The sequence below is a fragment of the Stenotrophomonas sp. genome (assembly GCF_032099025.1).
Taxonomy (GTDB): domain Bacteria; phylum Pseudomonadota; class Gammaproteobacteria; order Xanthomonadales; family Xanthomonadaceae; genus Stenotrophomonas.
Genome location: NZ_DAMCID010000006.1, coordinates 17997 through 42805 on the forward strand (window position 1 = coordinate 17997; position 24809 = coordinate 42805).

The 24809-nt window shown below is 67.6% G+C and carries 27 protein-coding genes; 23 read left to right on the forward strand and 4 right to left on the reverse strand.

Translation table 11 applies throughout. The features are described from left to right. The first annotated feature begins 9 nt into the window (after positions 1 to 9). Positions 10 to 1131 (forward strand): inorganic phosphate transporter, encoded by a 1122-nt coding sequence (locus tag RT456_RS05950; RefSeq protein WP_313343827.1) that lies wholly within the window; start codon positions 10 to 12, stop codon positions 1129 to 1131. Positions 1132 to 1764: 633 nt separating this feature from the next. On the opposite strand, the gene parE is transcribed toward RT456_RS05950, so the two are convergent. After that, positions 1765 to 3654 (reverse strand): DNA topoisomerase IV subunit B, encoded by a 1890-nt coding sequence (gene parE, locus RT456_RS05955; RefSeq protein WP_313343830.1) that lies wholly within the window; start codon positions 3652 to 3654, stop codon positions 1765 to 1767. A gap of 162 nt (positions 3655 to 3816) precedes the next feature. Here parE and RT456_RS05960 point away from each other — a divergent pair, with 162 nt between their 5' ends. The 8 genes from RT456_RS05960 (at position 3817) to truD (ending at position 10486) form a co-directional block, all read left to right on the forward strand. Beyond that, positions 3817 to 4059: a hypothetical protein gene (locus RT456_RS05960; RefSeq protein WP_313343833.1), complete on the forward strand. Its 243-nt coding sequence runs from the start codon at positions 3817 to 3819 to the stop codon at positions 4057 to 4059. A gap of 369 nt (positions 4060 to 4428) precedes the next feature. After that, complete coding sequence (locus tag RT456_RS05965; RefSeq protein ID WP_313343836.1) at positions 4429 to 6084, forward strand: CTP synthase; 1656 nt, start codon at positions 4429 to 4431, stop codon at positions 6082 to 6084. After that, complete coding sequence (locus RT456_RS05970) at positions 6081 to 6506, forward strand: hypothetical protein (RefSeq protein WP_313343839.1); 426 nt, start codon at positions 6081 to 6083, stop codon at positions 6504 to 6506. Before RT456_RS05965 ends, RT456_RS05970 begins: the two co-directional genes overlap by 4 nt. Before the next feature lie 65 nt (positions 6507 to 6571). Beyond that, positions 6572 to 7864 carry a phosphopyruvate hydratase gene (gene eno, locus RT456_RS05975; RefSeq protein WP_313343842.1) on the forward strand — a complete coding sequence of 431 codons (1293 nt, stop codon included), beginning with the start codon at positions 6572 to 6574 and terminating at the stop codon, positions 7862 to 7864. A gap of 5 nt (positions 7865 to 7869) precedes the next feature. Further along, positions 7870 to 8220 (forward strand): cell division protein FtsB, encoded by a 351-nt coding sequence (gene ftsB, locus RT456_RS05980; protein WP_313343845.1) that lies wholly within the window; start codon positions 7870 to 7872, stop codon positions 8218 to 8220. Further along, positions 8217 to 8915, forward strand: a complete 699-nt coding sequence (ispD, locus tag RT456_RS05985) for a 2-C-methyl-D-erythritol 4-phosphate cytidylyltransferase (protein WP_313344167.1) — start codon at positions 8217 to 8219, stop codon at positions 8913 to 8915. The genes ftsB and ispD overlap by 4 nt, the downstream gene beginning before the upstream one ends. A 36-nt stretch (positions 8916 to 8951) precedes the next feature. Further along, entirely contained in the window at positions 8952 to 9446 is a 495-nt protein-coding gene (gene ispF, locus RT456_RS05990) for a 2-C-methyl-D-erythritol 2,4-cyclodiphosphate synthase (RefSeq protein ID WP_313343848.1), read from the forward strand. Beyond that, the gene (gene truD / locus RT456_RS05995; RefSeq protein ID WP_313343851.1) at positions 9443 to 10486 is read left to right on the forward strand and encodes a tRNA pseudouridine(13) synthase TruD; all 1044 of its coding nucleotides are present in this window, start codon (positions 9443 to 9445) and stop codon (positions 10484 to 10486) included. The genes ispF and truD overlap by 4 nt, the downstream gene beginning before the upstream one ends. A gap of 165 nt (positions 10487 to 10651) precedes the next feature. On the opposite strand, the gene RT456_RS06000 is transcribed toward truD, so the two are convergent. After that, a complete protein-coding gene (locus RT456_RS06000; protein WP_313343853.1) occupies positions 10652 to 11191 on the reverse strand; it encodes a Smr/MutS family protein in 540 nt (179 codons plus the stop codon). 187 nt (positions 11192 to 11378) lie between these two features. Here RT456_RS06000 and surE point away from each other — a divergent pair, with 187 nt between their 5' ends. Genes surE through RT456_RS06020 form a run of 4 tightly spaced genes read left to right on the forward strand, consistent with a single transcriptional unit; the run spans position 11379 to position 14243 of the window. Then, complete coding sequence (gene surE / locus RT456_RS06005; protein ID WP_313344173.1) at positions 11379 to 12158, forward strand: 5'/3'-nucleotidase SurE; 780 nt, start codon at positions 11379 to 11381, stop codon at positions 12156 to 12158. Next, positions 12155 to 12832 (forward strand): protein-L-isoaspartate(D-aspartate) O-methyltransferase, encoded by a 678-nt coding sequence (locus RT456_RS06010; protein ID WP_313343856.1) that lies wholly within the window; start codon positions 12155 to 12157, stop codon positions 12830 to 12832. Before surE ends, RT456_RS06010 begins: the two co-directional genes overlap by 4 nt. 20 nt (positions 12833 to 12852) lie before the next feature. Beyond that, the gene (locus tag RT456_RS06015) at positions 12853 to 13467 is read left to right on the forward strand and encodes a DedA family protein (RefSeq protein ID WP_313343859.1); all 615 of its coding nucleotides are present in this window, start codon (positions 12853 to 12855) and stop codon (positions 13465 to 13467) included. Then, complete coding sequence (locus RT456_RS06020) at positions 13464 to 14243, forward strand: peptidoglycan DD-metalloendopeptidase family protein (protein WP_313343862.1); 780 nt, start codon at positions 13464 to 13466, stop codon at positions 14241 to 14243. The genes RT456_RS06015 and RT456_RS06020 overlap by 4 nt, the downstream gene beginning before the upstream one ends. A 185-nt stretch (positions 14244 to 14428) precedes the next feature. On the opposite strand, the gene RT456_RS06025 is transcribed toward RT456_RS06020, so the two are convergent. Both RT456_RS06025 and yhbY read right to left on the reverse strand, forming a co-directional pair. After that, a complete protein-coding gene (locus RT456_RS06025; RefSeq protein WP_313343866.1) occupies positions 14429 to 14824 on the reverse strand; it encodes an Mth938-like domain-containing protein in 396 nt (131 codons plus the stop codon). Between the two features lie 7 nt (positions 14825 to 14831). Then, positions 14832 to 15137, reverse strand: coding sequence for a ribosome assembly RNA-binding protein YhbY (gene yhbY / locus RT456_RS06030; protein ID WP_313343868.1), 306 nt, complete (start codon positions 15135 to 15137; stop codon positions 14832 to 14834). A gap of 65 nt (positions 15138 to 15202) precedes the next feature. Between yhbY and rlmE the strand changes: the two genes are divergently transcribed. The 10 genes from rlmE (at position 15203) to ubiB (ending at position 24739) form a co-directional block, all read left to right on the forward strand. Continuing rightward, complete coding sequence (gene rlmE, locus RT456_RS06035) at positions 15203 to 15835, forward strand: 23S rRNA (uridine(2552)-2'-O)-methyltransferase RlmE (protein ID WP_313343870.1); 633 nt, start codon at positions 15203 to 15205, stop codon at positions 15833 to 15835. 53 nt (positions 15836 to 15888) lie between these two features. Next, positions 15889 to 17829 (forward strand): ATP-dependent zinc metalloprotease FtsH, encoded by a 1941-nt coding sequence (gene ftsH / locus RT456_RS06040; protein WP_313343872.1) that lies wholly within the window; start codon positions 15889 to 15891, stop codon positions 17827 to 17829. A gap of 109 nt (positions 17830 to 17938) precedes the next feature. After that, a complete protein-coding gene (locus tag RT456_RS06045) occupies positions 17939 to 18124 on the forward strand; it encodes a hypothetical protein (RefSeq protein ID WP_313343875.1) in 186 nt (61 codons plus the stop codon). Positions 18125 to 18209: 85 nt separating this feature from the next. Further along, entirely contained in the window at positions 18210 to 18707 is a 498-nt protein-coding gene (locus RT456_RS06050; protein ID WP_313343878.1) for a hypothetical protein, read from the forward strand. Between the two features lie 150 nt (positions 18708 to 18857). Then, on the forward strand, positions 18858 to 19757 hold the full coding sequence (gene folP / locus RT456_RS06055; RefSeq protein WP_313343881.1) for a dihydropteroate synthase: 900 nt from the start codon (positions 18858 to 18860) through the stop codon (positions 19755 to 19757). Then, complete coding sequence (gene miaA, locus RT456_RS06060; RefSeq protein WP_313343884.1) at positions 19757 to 20710, forward strand: tRNA (adenosine(37)-N6)-dimethylallyltransferase MiaA; 954 nt, start codon at positions 19757 to 19759, stop codon at positions 20708 to 20710. The genes folP and miaA overlap by 1 nt, the downstream gene beginning before the upstream one ends. A 102-nt stretch (positions 20711 to 20812) precedes the next feature. Then, entirely contained in the window at positions 20813 to 21097 is a 285-nt protein-coding gene (gene hfq / locus RT456_RS06065) for an RNA chaperone Hfq (RefSeq protein ID WP_313343887.1), read from the forward strand. 23 nt (positions 21098 to 21120) lie between these two features. After that, the gene (gene hflX / locus RT456_RS06070) at positions 21121 to 22431 is read left to right on the forward strand and encodes a ribosome rescue GTPase HflX (protein ID WP_313343890.1); all 1311 of its coding nucleotides are present in this window, start codon (positions 21121 to 21123) and stop codon (positions 22429 to 22431) included. Between the two features lie 97 nt (positions 22432 to 22528). Then, positions 22529 to 23023: a CinA family protein gene (locus tag RT456_RS06075; protein WP_313343892.1), complete on the forward strand. Its 495-nt coding sequence runs from the start codon at positions 22529 to 22531 to the stop codon at positions 23021 to 23023. 36 nt (positions 23024 to 23059) lie between these two features. Next, positions 23060 to 24739 (forward strand): 2-polyprenylphenol 6-hydroxylase, encoded by a 1680-nt coding sequence (gene ubiB, locus RT456_RS06080; RefSeq protein WP_313344176.1) that lies wholly within the window; start codon positions 23060 to 23062, stop codon positions 24737 to 24739. The last annotated feature ends 70 nt before the right edge of the window (positions 24740 to 24809 follow it).

Below are 24809 nucleotides of genomic sequence, written 5' to 3' on the forward strand. Positions count from 1 at the left end.
CGCCACAGCATGCTGACCCTCGTTCTGGTGGTGATCCTGGCCGCGCTCGTTTTCGAGTTCATCAACGGCTTCCACGACACCGCCAACTCCATCGCCACCGTGGTGGCGACCAAGGTGCTCTCGCCCGGCTGGGCGGTGATGCTTGCCGCGTTCATGAACCTCATCGGCGCACTCACCGGCACCGCCGTCGCGCTGACCATTGCCTCGGGCCTGCTCAACACCAACGTGGTCGACGTGACCCCGCAGGTGATCCTGTGCGCGCTGCTGGGCGGGATCATCTGGAACCTGATCACGTGGTGGAAGGGGCTGCCGTCGTCGTCCTCGCACGCGCTGATCGGTGGCCTGTGCGGTGCCGGCCTTGCGGCCGCCCACAACAACTGGGACGCGCTGATCTGGTCCGAACGGATCGGCACCTGGGCCCAGAACAAGGGCCTGCTGTGGAAGGTGTTCCTGCCGATGATCACCTCGCCGGTCGCGGGCTTCCTGCTCGGCATCGTGGTGATGCTGCTGCTGTGGGCGATCATCGCGGGCATGGCGAAGGCCGGCGGCTGGCTCGGCCGCCTGGCGCGTCCGCGCATCGTCAATGCTTTCTTCGGCAAGGCGCAGATCGTGTCGGCGGCCTACATGGGCTTCGCGCACGGCCACAACGACGCGCAGAAGACCATGGGCATCATCGCCATGACGCTGATCGGCGCCGAGGCGACCGGTGCGCTGAACGACCTGCCGTCCTGGCTGGCCTTCATGCACCCGAACGCGCAGAGCGGTGACGGCATCGCGATGTGGATCGTGCTGACCTGTGCGGTGGTGATGGCGGCCGGTACGGCGTCGGGCGGCTGGAAGATCATCAAGACGCTGGGCCACAAGATGGTCAAGCTGCATCCGATCCACGGCTTCGCGGCCGAAACCAGCTCGGCCACGATCCTGACCCTGGCGGCGCACTTCGGCATGCCCGTCTCGACCACGCACAGCATCTCCACGGCGATCATGGGCGTGGGTTACGCCAAGAACCCGCGTTCGCTGCGGTTCGGCGTGATCGAGCGCATCGTCTGGGCCTGGATCCTGACCATCCCGGCGGCCGGCGGCTGCGCCTACCTGATCCTGCGCCTGTTCGAGATGTTCGGCTGGGCCTGATGAGTCTGGTTTGAAACTCAAAAAACCCGGCTTCGGCCGGGTTTTTTGTGTGTTGTTGTCCGCGGGAAGAGCGGCGTTTCAATTCATACGAGCTGGGGCGGCCGACGGGCAGCCCCGCTCCGGGACACGCCGCAAGTACGTCCTTGTAGGCTGCTAGAAAACATCCATGTTTTCTAGCGTCCCTCCGGGGGCTACCCGCCGGCCGCCCCCGATGGTTGGTCGCGTGCGGGTGGAAAAAGCAGACACGCATGGCGTGTCCCTACGCGGTCGCGTTGATGCATCCGCGTGATGCCGGTAGGGGCGGTTCCCAAACGATTGCACGGAACGACTCCACACCCGGTAACGCATGAAAATGATCGGCGCAGGCTCCTGATCTTCCTTGGCTACCAACACACCGTCGAGGGTCGGCGGGGGCGGGTTTGCGGGACTGTAGAAAACATGGATGTTTTCTACAAGCCCCCATGGACGGGTTTACGGCGTGTCCCGCAAACCCGCACCCGCCGGCCCAGCTCAGGCCATGCGCGGCCCAACGGCTGTTCGCCCAGATGCATGAAGCAGCCGGGCAGGGCCCGGCTCTACGGGACGGTATCGATTGAAAAAAAATCCCGCCGAAGCGGGATTTTTCAGCAGCAATCAGACTTCCAGCGATGCCAGATCGCCCTTGTTCTCCAGCCACTGCTTGCGGTCGCCCGCGCGCTTCTTGGCCAGCAGCATGTCCATCAGCGCGCTGGTCTGCTCGCCATCGTCCACCGTCAACTGCACCAGACGGCGCGTGTCGGGATGGATGGTGGACTCGCGGAGCTGCTCCGGGTTCATTTCGCCCAGGCCCTTGAAGCGCGTCACGCTGACCTGGCCCTTGATCTTCTCGCGCTCGATCTTGTCCAGCAGCGAACGCTTTTCTTCCTCGTCCAGCGCGTAGAACACCTGCTTGCCCACGTCCACGCGGAACAGCGGCGGCATCGCCACGAACACGTGGCCCGCATCGACCAGTGCCGGGAAGTGCTTGAGGAACAGCGCGGTCAGCAGCGTGGCGATGTGCAGGCCGTCCGAGTCCGCGTCGGCCAGGATCACCACCTTGCCGTAACGCAGGCCGGTGATGTCGTCCTTGCCCGGATCGCAGCCGATCGCGATCGCCAGGTTGTGCACTTCCTCCGACGCCAGCACGCTGCCCGACGATACTTCCCAGGTGTTCAGGATCTTGCCACGCAGCGGCATGATGGCCTGGAAGTCCTTGTCGCGGGCCTGCTTGGCACTGCCGCCGGCCGAGTCGCCTTCCACCAGGAACAGCTCCGTGCGCGACAGGTCCTGGCTGATGCAGTCGGCCAGCTTGCCGGGCAGGGCAGGGCCCTGCGTGACCTTCTTGCGGACCACCAGCTTTTCGGTCTTCAGGCGCGCACTCGCGCGTTCGATGGCCAGCTGGGCAATCTGCTCGCCCAGCGCCACGTTCTGGTTCAGCAGCAGACTGAAGGCGTCATGCGCCGCACCCTCCACGAAGCCGGCCGCCTGGCGCGACGACAGGCGTTCCTTGGTCTGGCCACTGAACTGCGGATCCGTCATCTTCAGCGACAACACGAACGAGACCCGGTCCCACACGTCTTCCGGGGCCAGCTTCACGCCGCGCGGCAGCAGGTTGCGGAAATCGCAGAACTCGCGCAACGCCTCGGTCAGGCCCGTGCGCAGACCGTTGGCGTGCGTGCCGTGCTGCGCGGTGGGGATCAGGTTGACGTAGCTTTCCTGCACCAGCTCGCCTTCCGGCAGCCACGCCACCGCCCAGTCGACCACCTCGGTGTCCTTCTTCAGCTGGCCCACGAACAGGTCGGCCGGCAGCATCTCGCGCTCGCCCAGCTCCGCCTTCAGGTAGTCGCTCAGCCCGTCCTCGAAGTACCAGTTGTCCTGCTCGCCCGTGGCTTCATCGTGAAGCTTCACAGTCAGGCCCGGGCACAGCACCGCCTTGGCGCGCAGCAGATGGCGCAGTGCGCGCAGGTTGTACTTGGGTGTGTCGAAGTACTTCGGATCGGCCCAGAAGCGCACCCGCGTACCGGTGTTCTTCCTGCCGACGCTGCCCACCACTTCGAGCGGCGTGGCACGGTCGCCATTGCGGAACGTGATGCGGTGTTCGCTGCCGTCGCGTTTGATGTGCACCTCGACCAGCGTCGACAGCGCATTGACCACGCTCACGCCCACGCCATGCAGGCCGCCGGAGAAGGTGTAGTTCTTGTTGTTGAATTTACCGCCCGCATGCAGCCGGGTCAGGATCAGCTCCACGCCGGGGATCTTCTCCTCCGGGTGGATGTCCACCGGCATGCCGCGGCCGTCATCGCTGACCTCGCAGCTGCCGTCCTTGTACAGCGTGACCTCGACCGTCCGGGCATGCCCGGCCAGGGCTTCGTCCACGGCGTTGTCGATCACTTCCTGCGCCAGGTGGTTCGGGCGCGCGGTGTCGGTATACATGCCCGGGCGGCGCTTGACCGGGTCAAGGCCGGACAGGACTTCAATATCGGCGGCGTTATAGCGGGTGTTCATCTGTCTTCAAGAAGCGCAAAGCGACGGCGAAGTTTGCGGTCTGGCCGGTTTTTTTGCACGCCACACGTTCAGGGGCCGGCCGACCAGCCCGCGATAGACTGTAGGCGATGGCAAAAGCCGGACCCCCGGCCACCCCATCCCAGCCACATGCGAGGAGACCCCATGAAGAAGTTGCTGACCATCGTTGCCATTGCCGCCGCCGTCCTGGCCGTGCCGCTGGCAATGGCGCAGAACGCCGGACAGGGCCAGTCCACCGCGCAGCAGGGCGACCAGGCCGACGCCAAGGCCCAGTCCGAGGCGGAAGCCAAGGCCAAGCGCCGTGCCGCCGCCGCCGCCGAAATGAAGGCCAAGGGCCAGCCGGCCCCGCAGCAGGAAGAGGAAGAAGAGGCCAAAAAGAAGCGCTGATCCCGCTTCCCGTGCCCTTCGACGCCCCGGCTTGTCCGGGGCGTCTTCGTTCGTGCCCCTTGGGCTTGGGGCCCTCAATCTGTAAACTATGGCTTTCCGGGAGCAGTGCGTGTCATCCATCAGCGAATGGACTGGTCTGGTCGTGCGCGGCCGCCAGCAGGGTAGGCAGGAGGTGACGGTCCCAACGGCGACCGGCACGGCCGACCCGACCTCGCAGACCGGAACGCGCTCCGCACATCCCCTGATCCCGGCCCCGGCGCGTGAACGTCCCGCTGCCGCCGTCCGGATCACCCCCGATTTCCCCTTCACGTCGTCCGTCGCCTCCCGCGCCGGCGTCGTTTCCCCCTTCCTGACAGGACACCCCCAGCCATGACTCCCTTGATCTTCGTAACCGGCGGCGTGGTTTCCTCGCTCGGCAAAGGCATTGCCGCCGCGTCACTCGCGTCCATCCTCGAAGCCCGCGGCCTCACGGTCACGATGATGAAGCTCGACCCGTACATCAACGTCGATCCCGGCACCATGAGCCCGTTCCAGCACGGCGAGGTGTATGTGACCGACGACGGCGCCGAGACGGACCTGGACCTGGGCCACTACGAGCGCTTCGTGCGCACCCGCCTGAGCCGCAAGAATTCGGTCACCACCGGCCGCATCTACGAGAATGTGATCCGCAAGGAGCGCCGCGGCGATTACCTGGGCGCCACCGTGCAGGTCATTCCGCACATTACCGACGAGATCCGCCGCTGCATGGACGAGGCCACCGAAGGCTTCGACGTGGCGCTGGTCGAGATCGGCGGCACCGTGGGCGACATCGAATCGCTGCCGTTCCTGGAAGCCATCCGCCAGGTGCGCACCGAGCGTGGCCCGGAGAAGGCGCTGTTCATGCACCTCACCCTGGTGCCGTACATCGCCGCCGCCGGTGAGCTCAAGACCAAGCCCACCCAGCACTCGGTGAAGGAACTGCGCTCGATCGGCATCCAGCCGGATGTGCTGCTGTGCCGCTCCGAGCAGGTCGTGCCGGATTCCGAGCGCCGCAAGATCGCCCAGTTCACCAACGTGTCCGAGCGCGCCGTCATCAGCGTGCCCGACGTGGACGTGCTGTACCGCATTCCGATGGGCCTGCATGAGCAGGGCCTGGACGAGATCGTCATCAACCAGCTCAAGCTGGGCGACAAGGCGGGCCCGGCCGACCTGCACGAGTGGGAAGCCGCCGTGGACGCCACCCTGCACCCGCTGGACGAAGTCACCATCGCCGTGGTCGGCAAGTATGTCGACCACCAGGATGCCTACAAGTCGGTCGGCGAGGCGCTCAAGCACGGCGGCCTGCGCCAGCGCACCAAGGTCAACCTGAAGTGGCTGGAGGCGCAGGACCTGGAGGGCACCGACATGGCCGCGCTCAAGGATGTGGACGGCATCCTGGTGCCGGGCGGCTTCGGTGACCGCGGTTTCGAAGGCAAGGTGCTCACCTCGCAGTTCGCCCGCGAGCAGAGCATGCCGTACTTCGGCATCTGCTACGGCATGCAGGCCGCCGTGGTCGATTTCGCCCGCCACGTGGCCGGGCTGGAGGGGGCAAACAGCACCGAGAACGACCGCCAGTCGCCGAATCCGGTGATCGGCCTGATCACCGAATGGCGCACCGCCACCGGCGATGTCGAGAAGCGTGACGACAAGAGCGACCTGGGCGGCACCATGCGCCTGGGCCTGCAGGAGCAGCGCCTGAAGCCGGGCACGCTGGCCCGCGAGCTGTACGGCAAGGACGTGGTCTCCGAGCGCCACCGCCACCGCTACGAATTCAACAACCGCTACCGCACCCAGCTGGAAGATGCCGGCCTGGTGATTGCGGGCAAATCGATGGACGACACCCTGGTGGAAGTGGTGGAGCTGCCGCGTGACCAGCATCCGTGGTTCCTGGCCTGCCAGGCGCACCCCGAGTTCCTGTCCACCCCGCGCGAGGGCCACCCGCTGTTCATCGGCTTCATCCGGGCCGCGCGCGAGCGCAAGGCCGGTGGCGCGCCGCTGCAGGCATGACGCAGGACCCGTGGACGGCGCTGGAGGCGCGCCGCCAGCGGCGCCACTGGCGCGCATGGCCGTGGGGCTGGGCGGCGCTGGGACTCGGTATCGGAGCCTGGGGCTGTGCGTTCCTGCTGACACTCCTGGTGTGGGCCAGCGTGGGCATGCCCGGTGACGGCAACCATGCCATGCGGGCCACGCAGCCCTACCTGGTGGGCACCCTGGTGCTCTCCGCAGCGGTGGTGCTGGCCACGCTGGTCGCCAGCGTGTTGTCGTTCCGGCTGCGCCGACAACCGGCGGGCGGGTTCCTCGGCCTGGCCCTGCTGGGACTGCTGGCGGCGATTCTGCTGCTGCCCAGCCTGCTGTCCCGCGCCGCGACCACGCAGGTACTGATCGGCCATGTCACGCCGATTTGGCAAGCGGGGGGCTGGCAGGGATAATCACGCGGCACGTTTTCGGCGCTACTGTTTGGCGTTCCCCCTTTCTGACTGGTAACCGGCCCGCTATGACCACGATCCGCAGCATCCACGCCCGTGAAATCCTCGACAGCCGTGGCAACCCCACGCTGGAAGCCGACGTCATCCTCGAGGACGGTTCATTCGGCCGCGCCGCGGTTCCCTCGGGCGCCTCGACCGGCTCCAAGGAAGCGGTGGAGCTGCGTGACGGCGACAAGACCCGTTACCTGGGCAAGGGCGTGCGCAATGCCGTCAACAACGTCAACACCACCATCGCGACCGCGCTGAAGGGCTACGACGCGGCCGACCAGGAAGTGCTCGACCGCCGCCTGATCGATCTGGACGGCACCGAGAACAAGGGTCGGCTGGGCGCCAATGCGCTGCTCGCCGTGTCCATGGCCACCGCGCACGCCGCCGCCGCTGCGAACAAGCAGGCCCTGTGGCAGTACCTGGCCGGCAAGACCGGCGTGAGCCCGTCGCTGCCGGTGCCGATGATGAACATCATCAACGGCGGCGCGCATGCCGACAACAACGTCGACTTCCAGGAGTTCATGGTGCTGCCGGTCGGCTTCACCTCGTTCTCTGAAGCGCTGCGTGCCGGCACCGAAATCTTCCATTCGCTCAAGTCGGTGCTCAAGGGCCACGGCCTCAGCACGGCGGTGGGCGACGAAGGCGGTTTCGCGCCGGACTTCCGCAGCAACGTCGAAGCGCTGGACACCATCCTCGAGGCGATCGGCAAGGCCGGTTACACCGCCGGTGAAGACGTGCTGCTGGGCCTGGACGTGGCCTCCACCGAGTTCTACGAAAACGGCAAGTACAACCTGGTCGGCGAGAACAAGCGCCTGACCTCCGAGCAGTTCGTCGACTTCCTGGCCGACTGGGCCGCGCAGTACCCGATCATCACCATCGAAGACGGCCTGGCCGAGAACGACTGGGCAGGCTGGAAGCTGCTCACCGACCGCATCGGCAACAAGGTGCAGCTGGTCGGTGATGACCTGTTCGTGACCAACCCCAAGATCTTCAAGGAAGGCATCGAGTCGGGCACCGCCAATGCGATCCTGATCAAGGTCAACCAGATCGGCACCCTGACCGAGACCCTGGAAGCGATCGCGATGGCGCACAACGCCAACTACGCTGCCGTGGTCTCGCACCGTTCGGGCGAAACCGAAGACACCACCATCGCCGACATCGCCGTGGCCACCACCGCCACCCAGATCAAGACCGGCTCGCTGTGCCGCAGCGATCGCGTGGCCAAGTACAACCAGCTGCTGCGCATCGAAGAAGCCCTCGGTGCCGGCGCGCGTTACGCCGGGCGTGACGCGTTCGTGTCGCTGAAGCGCTGACCCGCATGCGCAGTTGGCGCTGGCTGCTGCTGGTGCTCGCGGTACTGCTGGCATGGCTGCAGTACCGCTTCTGGTTCGGCCCGGGCAATTCGGGAGAAGTGATGATGCTCGAAGCCCAGGTCGAGGCCCAGCGTCGCGACAACGCCGGCCTGCAGCAGCGCAACGATGCGCTTGCGGCCGAGGTCAAGGACCTCAAGGAAGGCGAGGCCGCCATTGAAGAACGCGCGCGCAGCGAACTGGGCATGATCAAGCCCGGCGAGACGTTCTACCGCGTCGTTGAAAATGCGCCGGTCGCCGCACCGCGGGCACCGGCGCTGGCCGCCGACCCGGACGCCCCTCACCAGGAAGTACCCTGATGGGCAGCGTCTGGGCCGTGGTTCCGGCTGCCGGCCGTGGCACCCGCTTCGGCGGGCAGATTCCCAAGCAGTACCTGGTCGCCGGCGACCGGGTGTTGCTGGCACATACGCTGGAAGCCCTGCTCTCGCACCCGGTCGTGGCCGGGGTGATGGTGGTCATCGCCGACGGCGATGCCGACTGGCCGGGCTGGCAGTCGCTGGCCGACAAGCCGATCCTCACCTGCACCGGCGGCGCCACCCGTGCCGAGTCGGTGCTGGCCGGCCTGCAGGCGTTGCCCGAGAGCGTGCGCGCCGACGATTTCGTCCTGGTGCACGACGCCGCGCGGCCGAACCTGGCGGCTGCCGACCTGGGCCGCCTGCTGGAAGTGGGGCGCAACGATCCGGTCGGCGCGATCCTGGCGTCGCCGGTGCGCGATACGCTCAAGCGGGCCGGCGACGATGGTGGCATCGACGCCACCGAGCCGCGTGCGCGCCTGTGGCGTGCGCTGACCCCGCAGCTGTTCCGCCGCCACCAGCTGGCGCGCGCGCTGCAGGAAGCGGCGGCCGCCGGTGTCGAGGTCACCGACGAGGCCATGGCGATGGAGCGGCAGGGACTGCGCCCGTTGCTGGTCGAGGGCAACGAGGACAACTTCAAGGTCACCACCCCGGCCGACCTGTCCCGATTCGTATTCGAGCTGTCGCGCCGCGGACCCTGATTCCGCGCGTGCCGGCCTTCACTGCAGGTTTTTGCCATGAACACCCCGTTTCCTCCGGTCCGCATCGGACAGGGCTATGACGTCCACGCCTTCGGCGAGGGCGACCACATCATGATGGGCGGCATCCGCGTCGCGCACAGCCGCGGCGTGCTGGCGCACAGCGATGGCGATGTGATCCTGCATGCACTGTGCGATGCCATGCTCGGCGCGCTGTCGCTGGGCGACATCGGTCAGCACTTTCCGCCCTCGGACATGCGCTGGAAGGACGCCGACAGCAGCCGTTTCCTCGCGCACTGCAACGGCCTGCTGCGCGAACGCGGCTGGCAGGTCGGCAATACCGACATCACCGTGATCTGCGAACGGCCCAAGGTCGGTCCGCATGCGCTGGCCATGCGCGAGCGCATTGCCGGGCTGCTTGGCGTCGCGCTGGACGCGGTGAGCGTCAAGGCCACCACCTCCGAAACGCTGGGCTTCACCGGGCGTGGCGAAGGCATCGCCGCCCAGGCCGTCGTGCTGCTGGTGGCGCTGTGATCCCGCTGCCGCTGGCCTTCGGCGCGCCGCTGCTCAGCGCGAAGATCCGCACCACGCCCGAGGACTTCCAGGTCGACGAGCTGCCGTCCTTCGAGCCGAGCGGGGAGGGCGAGCACCTGCTGCTGACCCTTCGCAAACGGGGTGCCAACACCGTGCACGTGGCCAAGCTGCTGGCCAGGTGGGCGGGCCTGCCGGACATGGGCGTCAGCTACGCCGGCATGAAGGACCGGCACGCGGTGACCACGCAGCGCTTCAGCGTGCACCTGCCCAAGCGCATTGCGCCGGATATCGCGCTGCTGGCCTCCGACGAGGTCGAGGTGCTCGAGTCGACCTGGCACAACCGCAAGCTGCAGCGCGGTGCGCTGGCCGGCAACCGCTTCCGGCTGGTGTTGCGTGATGTACAGGGGGATGCGAAGGCGATCGACGAGCGCGTGTCGCTGATCGCCGCGCGCGGCCTGCCCAACTGGTTTGGTGAGCAGCGTTTCGGCCGCGATGGCGGCAACGTACCGGCAGCCTTGGCGATGTTCGGCGGCCGCCGGGTACGCCCCGACCAGCGTTCGCTGCTGCTGTCGGCCGCGCGCTCGGCGCTGTTCAACCAGGTGCTGGCCGAACGCGTCACCCAGGGCAACTGGGACAGTCCGCTGGAGGGTGAGGTGTGGATGCTGGACGGCAGCCGCAGCGTGTTCGGTCCCGAGCCGTGGACCGACCTGCTGGCCGACCGCCTGGGTCGCTTCGACATCCATCCCAGCGGCCCGTTGTGGGGCGAGGGCGAGCTGCGCAGCAGCGGTGCCGCTGCGGAACTGGAGCTGGGCGCGGTGAGCGACGAACAGTCGCTGCAGCTGCGCACGGGCCTGGAAGGCGCGCGCCTGAAGCAGGAGCGGCGTGCGCTGCGCCTGCGCCCGGTCAACCTGCAGCACCGCTGGCTGGCGCCGGACGTGCTGGAGCTGACCTTCGCATTGCCGCCGGGGTGTTATGCCACCGCCGTGTTGCATGAGCTGGGCCCGGTGCAGGATGTGGGCGGGGCCGTCTCGAACGATTGAGCGCCGCGCAGCCACGCAGGGCGTGGCTCTATCGGCGCCTGCACCGCGCAGCCACGCAGGGCGTGGCTCTACCGGCGCCTGCACCGCGCAGCCACGCAGGGCGTGGCTCTACCGGCGCCTATACCCCGTAGAGCCACGCCCTGCGTGGCTGCGCGTTGCAGGCAATCACCGGTTCGCCAACAACACCAATACCGCGCCCGTCCCGCCTTGCCCGGCCGGTGCCGAATGGAAGGCCAGCACATCGTTGCGCTGGCGCAACAGGCGATCGACCAGGTTCTTCAGCACCGGCGCGCCACCATCGGACTGCAGGTCCTTGCCGTGGATGATGCGCACGCAGCCGTGCTCATGCGCGTGCGCCTCCAGCAGGAACTGGCGCAGCAGCGCCTCGGCCTGGGCGACGGTGGCGCCGTGCAGGTCCAGTTCGTCCTGCACCGAGTACTGGCCGCGCTTGAGCCGCTGGAACATCCGGGCCGGCAGGTTGTCCCGGCGGTAGCTGGCGGTGTCGCCGGCCTCCAGCGGAGCGCTGTCGCGCAGCAGCCGGGCGAATTCCCCGCGCGCGGCGTCCTCGTCCAGCTCGGCCATGCGCGCCCGCGGCTTCGGCCGGGGCGTGGCGGGCGGCGCGGTCACCGGCTTGCGCAGCGGCTTCACCTCGCCGATGGCGGCGCGGAACAACGCGGCCGGATCTTCGTCTTCAGGATGTGACATGCGTACAGCCTAATGCGCGGGAACGGTCGTGCCTACCTCCACCCGGGGTAGGCCGATCTGCCCGCTTGCGGCACAATAGCTGACGCACTTGCGCGGTCGGTGATCCCGGAACGGGTGAAGGCCGGCCCCGCCAACGCTGGAAAGTGATGGAAATGAAGTCTTGAATAATCAAGCGGTTAAATCGCAGATGCGGATCCTGGTCAGCAACGACGACGGTGTCGATGCCCCCGGCATCAAGATGCTCGCCTCGGTATTGCGTGACGCCGGTCATGAAGTGATGGTGGTCGCGCCCGACCGCGACCGATCCGGCGCCAGCAACTCGCTGACCCTGGACCTGCCGGTGCGGGTCAAGCGCATCGACCACTACACCTGTTCGGTCGCAGGCACGCCGACGGACTGCGTGCACCTGGCGCTGACCGGCATGCTCGAATACGACCCGGACATCGTGGTCTCGGGCATCAACAACGCGGCCAACCTCGGCGACGACGTCATCTACTCCGGCACCATCTCGGCAGCCATGGAAGGGCGTTTCCTCGGCCTGCCGGCCGTGGCGATGTCGCTGGTCACGCACAACCATGACCCGCGCAATTTCGAAACCGCCGCGCGTGCCGCGGTGGAGATCGTCACCCGGCTCAACGCCGACCCGCTGCCGGCCGACACCATCCTCAACGTCAACGTGCCCGACCTGCCGTGGTCGGAGGTGCGTGGCTTCGAAGTGACCCGGCTGGGCAACCGCCACCGCGCCGAAGGCTGCATTGCCCAGCGCGACCCGCGCGGCAACGAGGTGTTCTGGATCGGCCCGGCCGGGCGCGAACAGGATTCCGGCCCGGGCACGGACTTCCACGCCGTGCGCAACGGCTACATCTCCATCACCCCGATCCAGGTGGATCTGACCCGGTACCAGGCGCTGGAAAAGGTCGCCAGCTGGGTAGGTGGCCTGACCGCCGCCCTGGACCGGCCGGCATGAGCCAGCGCCTGCGCCTGCAGCCTGAAGCGGTGGGGATCGGCATGACCTCCCAGCGCGTGCGCGATCGCCTGGTCGAGCGCCTGCGCGAAAGCGGCATTGCCGACGAGGCCACGCTCAACGCCATCCGCGTGGTTCCGCGCCACCTGTTCATCGACGAGGCCCTGGCCTCGCGTGCCTACGAAGACACCGCGCTGCCGATCGGGCATGGCCAGACCATCTCGCAACCCTGGGTGGTGGCGCGGATGACCGAAGCGGTGCTGCAGTCGGGGCCGAAGAAGGTACTGGAAGTCGGCACCGGCTCTGGTTACCAGGCCGCCGTCCTCGGCGCGCTGGGGCTGGAGGTCTACACCGTCGAGCGCATCGGCGACCTGCTGCGGCAGGCGCGCAAGCGCTTCCGTGCGCTGGGCATGAACATCCGCAGCAAGCATGACGACGGCCGCATCGGCTGGGCCGAGCACGGTCCGTTCGACGCCATCGTGGTCACCGCGGCCGCGCCGGCGCTGGTCGATGCGCTGGTCGAACAGCTGGCCGTGGGCGGCCGCCTGGTCGCGCCGGTGGGCGGGGCAGGGGCGCAGTCGCTGATCCAGCTGACCCGTCGCGAGGACGGCAGTGTCGAACAGCAGGTACTGGCACCGGTCACGTTCGTCCCGCTGCTGTCTGGCATGCTGGACTGATTCCAAGGAGCGTTTGCGTCATGAAGATTTTTGGTCCGCTGTACGAGCGGGCAATGAAGTGGGCCGCGCATGAGCGCGCGCCGACCTACCTGACGGTGCTGAGCTTCATCGAGGCGATCATCTTCCCGGTGATGCCCGAGGTCATGCTGGCCCCGATGTGCGTGGCCCAGCCCAAGCGCGGCTGGTGGTTCGCCACGCTGAGCCTGTCCGGTTCGATGGCCGGTGCGCTGGTCGGCTATGCGCTGGGACACTATGCATTCGAAGCGCTCAAGCCGCTGTTCGCGGCGCTGGGCATGTTGTCGAGCATTGAAGGCGGTATCGCGATCGTGCAGGCCAAGATGGCCGAGTCGCCGTGGGCGGTGTTCACCTTCCTGGTCCTGGGCGGCTTCATGCCGATCCCGATGAAGGTCTTCACGTGGGCGTCGGGTATCGTCGGCGTGCCGCTGCCGCAGTACTTCCTGAGCATGTTGATTGGCCGTGGCAAGCGCGTGTTCGTGCTGGCGGCGGTCATCCGTATTGGCGGCGCGCGCGCGGAAGCGGCGCTGCGGCGTTGGATTGAACCGCTGGGCTGGGTCGCGACCGCACTTGTGGTCGGCCTGGTGGCCTGGCTTGTCTGGAGGTCGAAGTTCGCATGAGTGCTGATCGTTTGAGTGGAGGAGCGCGGTTGGCCGCACTGCTGCTGGTGGCAACCACGCTGAGTGCCTGTGGCACCGCCACGGTGGTCAAGCCGTCCACCGGTGGCCGGCCGACGGCGCACACCACGCCGCAGAGCTCGGTAGCCAAGCCCGGCCAGACCGCCGTCGTGCGTCGCGGAGACACCCTGTACGCGCTGGCCCGCATCCACAACATCACGCCCCGTGACCTGGCGGCGTGGAACGGGCTGGCCGAGCCGTACACGATCTATCCGGGCCAGACCCTGCGCCTGTACCCCGGCAACGGCCCGGCCCGCGCGCCGACCACGGTGGTGACCGCGCCGCGCCCCGGCACCACGGCACCCGCGCCCGCACCGACCCCGTCGCCGACGACCGCCATCAAGAGCAACATCGACTGGCGCTGGCCAGCCGATGGCGCGCTTGTCGGCCGCTTCGTCGGTGCCGACGTCACCAAGCAGGGCGTGGACATCGCCGGCAGCAGCGGCCAGCCGGTGCGCGCCACCGCGTCGGGCGTGGTGGTTTACTCCGGTGCCGGCCTGGTCGGGTTTGGCGAGCTGATCATCATCAAGCACAGCGACCAGTGGCTGTCGGCCTACGGCCACAACCGCAAGCGGCTGGTCAACGAAGGCCAGAGCGTCAAGGCCGGCGAGCAGATCGCGGAAATGGGCCGCACCGGTACCACCCGCGACATGCTGCACTTCGAGATCCGCTACAACGGCAAGCCGGTGGATCCGTTGTTGTACCTGCCGCCCCGATAACCGGGCACCCGCGCAGGGCGTGGCTCTACCCCCGGCGTAGAGCCACGCCCTGCGTGGCTGCCGTACATCGCCGTGCCGCGTACGACGTGTTGCCACCCCGTAGGGGACTGCCACGCAGAACCGGCCGAACCCGCCCACAAAAAAGGCCGCCAACGGCAGCCTTTCCTGAACGAATCCGGGTGTCTTCAGCCGACCAGCAGGATCGCCGCCGCCACCTTGCGGCCTTCGCTGGCCAGCAGGTTGAAGGTCCGCGCGGCGGCCGCGTTGGCCATCACTTCCAGGCCGATGCCGCGGGTCAGGCAGGCGCCCATGACGGCGGCCGACGGGAACTGCTGCGTTTCCCCGGTACCCAGGATCACCAGCTCCGGCTCCAGCGCAAGGACCGGCGCCAGGTCGTCCGGCGTCAACGCGCGCGCGCCACCGTTCACGGCCCAGTCCTGCACCAGCGTCTGCGGGGTCAGGATGAAGCTTTGGCTCAGCTCGCGGGTACGCACCAGCTCGCGGTCCTCGATGACCACCGAGCGTCCACCCGCAGCGCGGAACGCGTAGGCGAAATCCGGGATCTCGTGGTTCAGCTGCATGGGGCGATCAGCCGCGCGGAAGCACGATCTGGCGCATTTCCTTGCTCGGGCGGTACAGCACGGCAACGTGGCCGATGCGCTGCACGAGGGCGCTTCCGGAGGCTTGGACCAGCTCGGCGATCATGGCGTCGCGGGTATCGCGGTCTTCCGCGCCCACCTTCACCTTGATCAGCTCGTGGCGCTCCAGCACCTCGTTCAGCTCGGTCAGGAAGGCCGGCGTGACCCCCTTGCCGCCGATCTGCAGCAGGGCTTTCAGATCATGGGCTTGGCCGCGGAGGAAGCGGGTCTGGGACGAGGTCAGGGCAATAGACATTCAGGAACAAGCGGTTAACTGGGGCGATCAGGGTATCATGACCACCCCGCCCGGCCCTATCTCCAATGGTTTCCCGTAGCAAGAGCAGTCAACGCTGGTTGAAAGAACACTTTGCCGACCCCTTCGTGAAGAAGGCCCAGGCCGAGGGCATGCGCTCGCGCGCGGCCTACAAGCTGGAGGAGCTGCTCGAGCGTGACCGGCTGCTGAAGCCGCATATGGTCGTGGTCGACCTCGGCGCCGCCCCCGGGGGCTGGTCGCAGCAGGTTCGGCGACAGATCGGCGACACCGGCCGGGTGCTGGCCCTGGACATCCTGGAGATGCCGCCGCTCGCCGGTGTGGAGTTCCTTCACGGTGACTTCAGGGAGCAAACCGTCCTATCGGAGTTCGAAGCCATGCTGGGGGATCAGCCGGTAGACCTTGTGCTCTCGGATATGGCCCCCAATAAAAGTGGCATGGACGCGATTGACCAGCCGCGGATGATGCACCTGGCGGAGTTGGCGTTGGAGTTTGCCGACAATCACCTCAAGCCGGGTGGCGCGTTCCTGATCAAGCTGTTCCAGGGCGTGGGCTTTGACGACTACGTGCGCGAGATGCGCCGCCGGTACGACAAGGTCGTGATCCGCAAGCCTGAAGCGTCCCGTAAGCGCTCGCCCGAGGTGTATGCCTTGGGGCAGGGCAAACGTGCACAGATCAAGTAAGCTCAACCATACCAATTGCGTCAGGCATTAGAGGAACACCGGAGCCAATGAGGATGAACGACTTGACCAAGAACCTCCTGCTATGGGTGGTCGTCGCCGTGGTGCTGATGGTGGTGTTCCAGAGCTTCTCGCCAAAGAGCAGCGGCGCGAACGCCCAGGGCGCAACCTATTCCCAGTTCCTCGACCAGGTGGACAGCGGCAACGTCCAGAAGGTGACCTTCAGCGGCGACCTGCGCGGCGGCACCAACCAGATCAGCTACACCACCCGGGGCGGCCAGTCGGCCACCATCACCGCGCCGCTCGATCGTGACCTGATCAACGTGCTGCGCGGCAAGAACGTGGAAATCGTCCAGGAAGAGCCGTCCAGCGGCATCTCGCTGGGCGCGATCCTGATGAACTTCCTCCCGGTGATCCTGATCATCGGCTTCTGGCTGTTCATCATGCGCCAGATGCAGGGCGGTGGCGGCGGCGCCAAGGGCGCGATGTCCTTCGGCAAGTCGCGCGCCAAGCTGCAGGGCGAAGACCAGATCAAGGTCACCTTCGCCGACGTTGCCGGTTGCGACGAGGCCAAGGAAGAAGTCAGCGAGCTGGTCGACTTCCTGCGCGACCCGACCAAGTTCACCAAGCTGGGCGGCAAGATTCCGCGCGGCGTGCTGATGGTCGGCCCGCCCGGTACCGGCAAGACCCTGCTGGCCCGTGCCATTGCCGGCGAGGCCAAGGTGCCGTTCTTCTCGATCTCCGGTTCGGACTTCGTGGAAATGTTCGTCGGTGTCGGCGCGAGCCGCGTGCGCGACATGTTCGAGCAGGCCAAGAAGCAGGCCCCGTGCATCATCTTCATCGATGAAATCGACGCCGTCGGCCGCCACCGCGGTGCCGGCCTGGGCGGCGGTCATGACGAGCGCGAGCAGACCCTGAACCAGCTGCTGGTCGAAATGGACGGCTTCGAGGGAGGCGAGGGCGTGATCGTCATCGCCGCCACCAACCGTCCCGACGTGCTGGACCCGGCGCTGCTGCGCCCGGGCCGCTTCGACCGCCAGGTGGTGGTCGGCCTGGCCGACGTCCGTGGCCGCGAGCAGATCCTCAAGGTGCACATGCGCAAGCTGCCGCTGGCCGACGATGTCGAGCCGATGGTGATCGCGCGCGGTACCCCGGGCTTCTCCGGTGCCGACCTGGCCAACCTGTGCAACGAGGCGGCCCTGTTCGCCGCGCGCAACAGCGAGAAGGAAGTGCGCATGGAGCACTTCGACCGCGCCCGCGACAAGATCCTGATGGGTGCCGAGCGCCGCTCGATGGCCATGAGCGAGGAAGAGAAGACCCTTACCGCGTACCACGAGGCCGGCCATGCCATCGTCGGCCGTCTGGTGCCCGAGCATGATCCGGTCTACAAGGTCACGATCATTCCGCGCGGTCGCGCGCTCGGTGTGACCATGTACCTGCCGGAAGGCGACAAGTACTCCATGAACCGTGTGGCGATCGAATCGCAGCTGTGCTCGCTGTATGGCGGCCGTGTTGCCGAAGAGCTGATCTTCGGCGCCGACAAGGTCACCACCGGCGCGTCGAACGACATCGAGCGTGCCACCAAGATGGCCCGCAACATGGTCACCAAGTGGGGCCTGTCCGACGAGCTGGGTCCGATCGCCTACGGCGAAGAGGACGACGAAGTGTTCCTGGGCCGTTCGGTGACCCAGCACAAGAGCGTGTCCGACGATACCGCCCGCCGCATCGACGAAGTGGTGCGCAGCATCCTGGACAAGGCCTACGCCCGTACCACCGAGCTGGTCACCGCCAACCTCGACAAGCTGCACACGATGTCCCAGCTGCTGCTGCAGTACGAGACCATCGACGCGCCGCAGATCGACGCCATCATGGAAGGCCGCGATCCGCCGCCGCCGATGGGCTGGGGCAAGTCCAACAAGGACGGTGGCAACAACAACGACAAGGGTGGCGACGCCCGTCCGTTGCCGCCGATCGCCGGGCCTGCCGAGCAGGTCTGACGGTGAACAGGTAGAACACGAAGGCCGGGGCAACCCGGCCTTCGTCGTTTCTGCTGCCTCGTTCTGGGCGACAATGGCACCCCTGCCAGTACGCTGTTCCGGAGTCGCCATGTCCACGCCGCCGCCCCCGATCTCGCACACCACCGAAATGGTGATCGCCACGGTGGTCGGTGTCGCGATAGGCCTGACCCGTGACAATTTCCTGCTCGGTGCCATCGTCGGCATCGTGCTTGGCATCGGCCTGAGCGTCGGCAAGACCCTGTACCTGGACTACAAGCGCCGCAACAGGCGCTGACCCTTGCGCGCGTGCCCCGCAATGGGCACGATGCGCGGGCGCGGCTGCATGAGGCGGCCGCCAACACTGTTCCAGGGGGAATACCATGCGTCATTCGATGCGCGCGGCGGCTGCCGTGCTGCTGTGCTGTGCCTCGCCCGCGTTCGCGGCCACCGTCCACGTGCAGGATCCGGTGCCGTTCTCCGATTCGGCCTACATCGCCGACAACATCAAGACCGAATGCCGCATGGGCGCGCAGCTGGCCACCGCGCTGGGTGCCAGTGCCGGCAAGTTCGGCAACACGATTGCCTTCGGTACCGAACCGGTGGAGCAGGGCCGTGTGCTGAAGCTGGAGCTGGTGGAAGCACAGAGCGCCGGCAATGCCTTCACCGGTCATTTCAAGTCGGCCACCGTGCGTGGCGTGCTGCTGGATGATGGCCAGAAGGTCGCCATCGTGACCGCGCGGCGCACCTCGCGCGGCGGTGCGTTCGCCGGCTTCAAGGGCTCCTGCGACGTGCTCGAGCGCGTGGTCACCGCGATCGGTGGCGACCTGGCCGAATGGCTGGGCAACCCGGTCGACAACGCGAAGCTGGGCGATCTCTGAGGCCTGGGCCGGCGCCACGCAGGGCGTGGCTCTACGAACGTTTCCCTGCCGTAGAGCCACGCCCTGCGTGGCTGCGCAATCCCGCAACCACCGACAGCCATTCCGATCGGCCGGCGTAAACTATGCGCTGACGCATTCCGTGGGTGGCCCATGTTCGACATTTCTCCCCAACTCGATTGTGGCGGCCGCCTGCTGCGGCTGGACCGCCCACGCGTGATGGGCATCGTGAACGTCACCCCGGATTCGTTCTCCGACGGTGGCGCGCACGACAGCACCGAGGCAGCCGTCGCGCATGGCCTGCAGCTGGTGGCCGAAGGCGCCGACCTGCTGGACATCGGCGGCGAATCCACCCGCCCGGGCAGCGCCCCGGTGCCGCTGGAGGAAGAGCTGCGCCGGGTGATTCCGGTGATCGAGGCGCTGGCGGCCCGCACCCAGGTGCCGATCAGCATCGATACCTTCAAGCCCGACGTGATGCGCGCCGCTGTCGCCGCCGGTGCCGGGATGATCAACGACATCCATGCGCTGCGCCAGGAGGGCGCACTCGCCGCCGCCGCCGAACTGGGCGTGCCGGTGGTGCTGATGCACATGCAGGGCGAGCCGGGCAGCATGCAGGACACCCCGCAGTACGACGATGTCGTGGCCGAGGTGCACCGCTTCCTGGCCGACCGCATGTTCTCGGCCGAGATGGCCGGTATCGCGAAGAAGAACCTGGTCATCGACCTGGGCTTCGGCTTCGGCAAAAGCACCGAACACAACATGATCCTGCTGGCCCGTTCGGCGCGGTTCCTGGAGCTGGGCGTGCCGATGCTGGCCGGCCTGTCGCGCAAGCGCAGCATCGGCGAACTGACCGGACGCGACGTGCCGCGCGAACGGCTGGCCGGGTCGGTCGCCGCGCACCTCATCGCCGCCCAGCGCGGCGCGGCGATCCTGCGGGTGCATGACGTCGCCGCGACCGTGGACGCGCTGAAGGTGTGGGCCGCGGTGGATGCGGTGCCGATGCCGCGCGTGGATGCCGCCCCGGCGATGCCGCGCTGGCCGGACGAGGGCTGATGGGCGCTGACCAGCGACCGCTCGCGATCGCCGTGATGGGCCCGACCGCGTCGGGCAAGACCGCTACGGCCATCGCCCTGGCGCAGCAGCTGGGCGGGGAGATCGTGAGCGTCGACTCGGCGCTGGTCTACCGTGGCCTGGATATCGGCTCGGCCAAGCCCGATGCCGCCGAGCGCGCACAGGCGCCGCATCACCTGTTGGACCTGCGCGACCCATGGCAGACCTATTCAGCGGCCGAGTTCGCCGCCGATGCGGCGCGCGCCGTGGCCGATATCGTCGCGCGTGGCCGCATGCCGATCCTGGCCGGCGGCACCGGGTTGTACTTCCGCGCGTTGCTGCAGGGGCTGTCGCCGATGCCGCCCGCCGACCCGGCCACCCGTGGGCGGATCGGCGCCGAGGCGGCCGCACAGGGCTGGCCGGCGCTGCACGCGCAGCTGGCCCAGGTTGATCCCGTCGCAGCGGCGCGCATCCATGCGACCGACCCGCAGCGCATCCAGCGGGCGCTGGAGGTCTACCGCCTGACCGGCACCCCGATCACTGAATGGCAGAAACTGCCGGGCGTGGACCGCCTGCCGGTGCGCTGCCTGAAACTGGTGCTGGCGCCGCGCGAGCGCGCGGTGCTGCACCAGCGCATCGAAGCGCGGTTCGACGGCATGCTCGACCAGGGGTTTCTGGACGAGGTGCGCGCGCTGCGTGCACTGCCGGCGATGGCCGACGTGGCCGCGCCGCTGGACCTGCCCGCGATCCGCGCCGTGGGCTACCGCCAGGCCTGGGCGTTCCTGGACGGGCAGGGCACTGCCAGCGAGTTCCGCGAACGTGGCATTTACGCCACCCGCCAGCTGGCCAAGCGCCAGCTGACCTGGTTGCGCGGCGAGCTTGATGCACGCTGGTTCGACCCCCATCTAGACAAGGCTTCCCTGGCGGATGCGGTTGCGGCCTTTGTGGCCCGCTGAGCCACAGCGCCGTCCCCCCGGCCCGTGTACCATCGGGGGTTCCGGTGGCGGGGGCCGTGGCAACTGCCGGAAGACCATAAAAACAATAATCAGGAGTGTGCAATGTCCAAGGGGCAATCGCTGCAGGATCCGTTTCTGAATGCACTTCGGCGCGAACGCGTGCCGGTGTCGGTGTATCTGGTGAATGGCATCAAGTTGCAGGGAACGATTGAATCGTTCGATCAGTTCGTTGTCCTGCTGCGCAATACGGTCAGCCAGATGGTGTACAAGCACGCCATTTCGACCGTGGTGCCGGCGCGCAACGTCCGGGTCGGGCCCGGCGGTGGCTATGTACAGTCCAATGAAGGTGGCGCCGATGGCGTCCAGGAAGAAGACGACGTTGAATGAAGTAAGCAACAGCGGAGAAGCGCGTGTTTGACCGTTCCAAGCGAGGCGAACACGCGATCCTGATCCAGCCGCACTCCGGCCGGCTGGAAGAAGATGTGCTGGAGGAGTTCACCGATCTGGCCCGCTCGGCAGGGGCCAGCATTGCGGCGACCCTCACCGCGCGCATCGATCGGCCCAATCCCTCCATCCTGATCGGCTCCGGCAAGCTGGATGAGATCAAGGCCGCGGCCGACGCCACGGGCGCCGACTTGGTGCTGGTCAACCATGCGCTGTCGCCGTCGCAGGAGCGCAACCTGGAACGGTTCCTCGAGCGCCGGGTGATCGACCGGACCGGGTTGATCCTGGACATTTTCGCCCAGCGTGCGCACAGCCACGAAGGCAAGCTGCAGGTCGAGCTGGCGCAGCTGCGCCACATGGCCACGCGGCTGGTTCGCGGCTGGACCCACCTGGAGCGTCAGCGCGGTGGTGCCATCGGGCTGCGCGGCCCGGGTGAAACCCAGCTGGAAACCGATCGCCGCCTGCTGCAGAAGCGGGTGGAGCAGCTGCAGAAGCGGCTCGAGAAGGTCGAAGTGCAGCGCACCCAGATGCGCCGTGCCCGTGTCCGCAGCGAACTGCCGCGCGTGGCGCTGGTGGGGTATACCAATGCCGGCAAGTCGACCCTGTTCAACGCGTTGACCGGCGCGGAAGCCTATGCCGCGGACCAGCTGTTCGCGACCCTGGACCCCACCGTGCGCCGCATTGCGGTGCCGGGCGGCAACGTGGTGCTGGCCGACACCGTCGGCTTCGTGCGCGACCTGCCGCATGAGCTGGTGGCCGCGTTCCGCGCGACCCTGAGCGAAGCGCGCGAGGCCGACTTCCTGCTGCACATCGTCGACGCGGCCGATCCGCATCGCGAAGAGCGGATCGCCCAGGTGGATGAAGTGCTGAACGAAGTCGGTGCGGGCGAGTTGCCGCAGCTGCTGGTGTTCAACAAGATCGACCGCATCGAAGGCAGCGAGGTCCGCCACGATGGCCAGGACGGCATCCCGGACACCGCGCGCCGCGAACGCGTGTGGATCTCCGCCCGCGACGGGCTGGGGCTGGAGCTGCTGCAGTCGGTACTGGGCAAGCGCCTGGGCCTGCAGCATGTCAGCGGCGACCTGCGCCTGCCGCCCTCTGCCGGTCGCCTGCGCTCGCGCCTGCACCAGCTGGAAGTGGTGCGCGGCGAGCAGAGCGACGAGGAGGGTTGGCTGCTGCAGGTCGAGATTCCGATCGCCGAAGCCGAGAAGCTGGCGGCAGGCGATGACGGTGCCCCGATCCGCGCGATGCTGCCGGAGAAGATTCCGGAGTGGTGAGCGCCCGGCTGCGACACACCGTCGCACGGAACGGACACGACAGCACGGCGGAATTCCGCTAAAACGGGGGGCGTATTCCCCCCGATCCAGGATCCCCATGACCGTCCCCACCGATGCCGAGCTCGGCGTCCTTGCCCGCGACGTCGGCCAGCGCCTGCAGCAGGCCGGGCTGCAGCTGGTCACCGCCGAGAGCTGCAGCGGCGGCTGGATCGCCAAGGCGATGACCGACATCGCCGGCTCCTCGGCCTTCTTCGACTGCGGCATGGTGGTCTACAGCTACGAGGCCAAGCAGCGCCTGCTCGGCGTGCGTGCGCAGACCCTGGAGCAGTTCGGCGCCGTCAGCCGCGAAACCGTGCTGGAAATGGTGTCCGGTGCGCTGGTCAATGCCGGCGCCGGCATCGCGGTGGCGGTGACCGGCATTGCCGGCCCCGGCGGTGGCAGCCCGGACAAACCCGTTGGCAGCGTCTGGATCGGCTGGAAGCATCGCGGGGGCTACGCCCGCGCGCAGCTGTTCCAGTTCGACGGCGACCGCGACGCCATCCGCCGGCAGACCGTGCAGCAGGCACTGACGGGAATTTTCGCACCGGTGTGACATCCTGCCCCCGAGTGTTGAAACGAGGGTGTGCCGATGTGGGAAACGCTGGGAACCGTCCGTGACCTGGGACGCCTGCAGGAAATCGCCTCGGTCCTGATCCGCTACGGGTTCGGCGACCTGGTGCGCCGGATCGGCCTGGCCGACGTGCTTGAACGTGCCGGCCGCCTGCTGCACTGGAACGATACCCAGCAGATCCTGCGCATGACCGCCCCGGTGCGGGTCCGCCGCGCCATGGAAGACCTGGGTCCCACCTTCGTCAAGCTGGGCCAGGTGCTGGCCACGCGCGTCGACCTGTTCCCGCCGGACTGGATCGCCGAGTTCACCGAGCTGCAGAACGCGGTGCCGGCGTTGCCCTATGCGCAGATCCGCGACCAGCTCGAGGCCGACCTCGGGGCGCCGCCCACCGAGGTCTTCGCCTGGCTGGACGAAACCCCGATGGCCGCCGCATCGCTGGCCCAGGCGCACCGGGCCACCCTGCATGATGGCAGTGCGGTGGTGCTGAAGATCCGCCGTCCCGGCATCCGCGAGGTCATCGAGGCCGACCTGAGGCTGCTGGCGCGACTGGCGGAGATCGTCGAAGCGCGCCTGCCGGACATGCGGCGCTATCGCCCGGCCGAGGTCGTGCAGCAGTTCCAGGTGTCGCTGCGGCGCGAGCTCGACTTCGCCGCCGAGTGCCGCAACGCCGAACGCATCGCGCGGAATTTTGCCGGGCGCAATGACATCCTGATTCCGCGCGTGCACTGGCAGTGGACCTGCGAGAGCCTGAACGTGCAGGACTTCGTTGACGGCATTGCCGGCCGTGATTTGGCTGGCGTGGATGCGGCCGGCCTGGACCGCGTGCGGCTGGCCCGGACCGGTGCGCGCATCGTGCTCAAGATGGTGCTCGAAGACGGCTGTTTCCATGCCGACCCGCACCCGGGCAACATCATCTACCTGCGCGACGGCCGGATCGGGGTGATCGATTTCGGCATGGTCGGTGCCATTTCCGAACAGCGCCGTTTCCAGGTCGCGCAGCTCCTGCATGGGCTGGTCAGCCAGGAACCCGAATCGGTGACCGATGTGCTGCTGGACTGGTCCGGCGGCATCGACGTGGACGAATCGCGCCTGCAGCAGGACATCAGCGCCTTCGTGGACCAGTACCGGGGCGTGCCGCTGAAGGACCTGCACATGGGCCTGATGCTGGGCAACATCACCCAGCTGCTGCGCCAGCATGCGCTGACCCTGCCGGCCGACCTGGCGCTGATGATCAAGACCTTCCTCACCCTGGAAGGCATGGGCCGGCAGCTTGACCCGCAGTTCGACATGGCCACGGCGGCCCGCCCGTTCCTGGAACGGGTGATGTGGCAGCGCTACTCGCCGGGCGCCATGCTCAAGCGCGGCAAGCGCAGCCTGGTCGGGATGATGGACCTGGTCGGCGATCTGCCCCGCGACGTGCGCCAGCTGCTGCAGATGGCCCGTCGCGGCCGGCTCCAGCTGAAGGTGGAGACCACTGCGTTGCAGGGCTTCGGCGAGCAGGTCAACCGCGCCGCCAACCGCCTGGTGGTCGGCATCGTCACCGCGGCGCTGATCATCGGGTCGTCGATCGTGATGCACAGCGTGGGTGGGCTCTCCAGCCGCTGGCTGCTGGCGCTGGGTGTGGCGGGGTTCGTGGGCGCGGGATTCTGCGGCGTGTGGATCCTGGTGTCGATCTGGCGATCGGGCAGGAATTCGTGAGGGTGGAGGGCGACAGGCGTAGAGCCACGCCCTGCGTGGCTGCCCTCCGTTCCGGGCTCATGACGCCTGA

Coding starts and splice junctions, on each gene's coding strand:
- RT456_RS06020 (WP_313343862.1), top strand. CDS start 13,464: ATGAGTGCTGATCGTTTGAGTGGAGGAGCGCGGTTGGCCGCACTGCTG.
- miaA (WP_313343884.1), top strand. CDS start 19,757: ATGGGCGCTGACCAGCGACCGCTCGCGATCGCCGTGATGGGCCCGACC.
- RT456_RS06025 (WP_313343866.1), bottom strand. CDS start 14,824: ATGCAGCTGAACCACGAGATCCCGGATTTCGCCTACGCGTTCCGCGCT.
- RT456_RS05965 (WP_313343836.1), top strand. CDS start 4,429: ATGACTCCCTTGATCTTCGTAACCGGCGGCGTGGTTTCCTCGCTCGGC.
- folP (WP_313343881.1), top strand. CDS start 18,858: ATGTTCGACATTTCTCCCCAACTCGATTGTGGCGGCCGCCTGCTGCGG.
- rlmE (WP_313343870.1), top strand. CDS start 15,203: ATGGTTTCCCGTAGCAAGAGCAGTCAACGCTGGTTGAAAGAACACTTT.
- RT456_RS06010 (WP_313343856.1), top strand. CDS start 12,155: ATGAGCCAGCGCCTGCGCCTGCAGCCTGAAGCGGTGGGGATCGGCATG.
- RT456_RS06015 (WP_313343859.1), top strand. CDS start 12,853: ATGAAGATTTTTGGTCCGCTGTACGAGCGGGCAATGAAGTGGGCCGCG.
- RT456_RS06050 (WP_313343878.1), top strand. CDS start 18,210: ATGCGTCATTCGATGCGCGCGGCGGCTGCCGTGCTGCTGTGCTGTGCC.
- yhbY (WP_313343868.1), bottom strand. CDS start 15,137: ATGTCTATTGCCCTGACCTCGTCCCAGACCCGCTTCCTCCGCGGCCAA.
- hfq (WP_313343887.1), top strand. CDS start 20,813: ATGTCCAAGGGGCAATCGCTGCAGGATCCGTTTCTGAATGCACTTCGG.
- RT456_RS06045 (WP_313343875.1), top strand. CDS start 17,939: ATGTCCACGCCGCCGCCCCCGATCTCGCACACCACCGAAATGGTGATC.
- ubiB (WP_313344176.1), top strand. CDS start 23,060: ATGTGGGAAACGCTGGGAACCGTCCGTGACCTGGGACGCCTGCAGGAA.
- RT456_RS05960 (WP_313343833.1), top strand. CDS start 3,817: ATGAAGAAGTTGCTGACCATCGTTGCCATTGCCGCCGCCGTCCTGGCC.
- ftsH (WP_313343872.1), top strand. CDS start 15,889: ATGAACGACTTGACCAAGAACCTCCTGCTATGGGTGGTCGTCGCCGTG.
- RT456_RS06000 (WP_313343853.1), bottom strand. CDS start 11,191: ATGTCACATCCTGAAGACGAAGATCCGGCCGCGTTGTTCCGCGCCGCC.
- ispF (WP_313343848.1), top strand. CDS start 8,952: ATGAACACCCCGTTTCCTCCGGTCCGCATCGGACAGGGCTATGACGTC.
- RT456_RS05970 (WP_313343839.1), top strand. CDS start 6,081: ATGACGCAGGACCCGTGGACGGCGCTGGAGGCGCGCCGCCAGCGGCGC.
- ftsB (WP_313343845.1), top strand. CDS start 7,870: ATGCGCAGTTGGCGCTGGCTGCTGCTGGTGCTCGCGGTACTGCTGGCA.
- parE (WP_313343830.1), bottom strand. CDS start 3,654: ATGAACACCCGCTATAACGCCGCCGATATTGAAGTCCTGTCCGGCCTT.
- surE (WP_313344173.1), top strand. CDS start 11,379: ATGCGGATCCTGGTCAGCAACGACGACGGTGTCGATGCCCCCGGCATC.
- RT456_RS05950 (WP_313343827.1), top strand. CDS start 10: ATGCTGACCCTCGTTCTGGTGGTGATCCTGGCCGCGCTCGTTTTCGAG.
- eno (WP_313343842.1), top strand. CDS start 6,572: ATGACCACGATCCGCAGCATCCACGCCCGTGAAATCCTCGACAGCCGT.
- RT456_RS06075 (WP_313343892.1), top strand. CDS start 22,529: ATGACCGTCCCCACCGATGCCGAGCTCGGCGTCCTTGCCCGCGACGTC.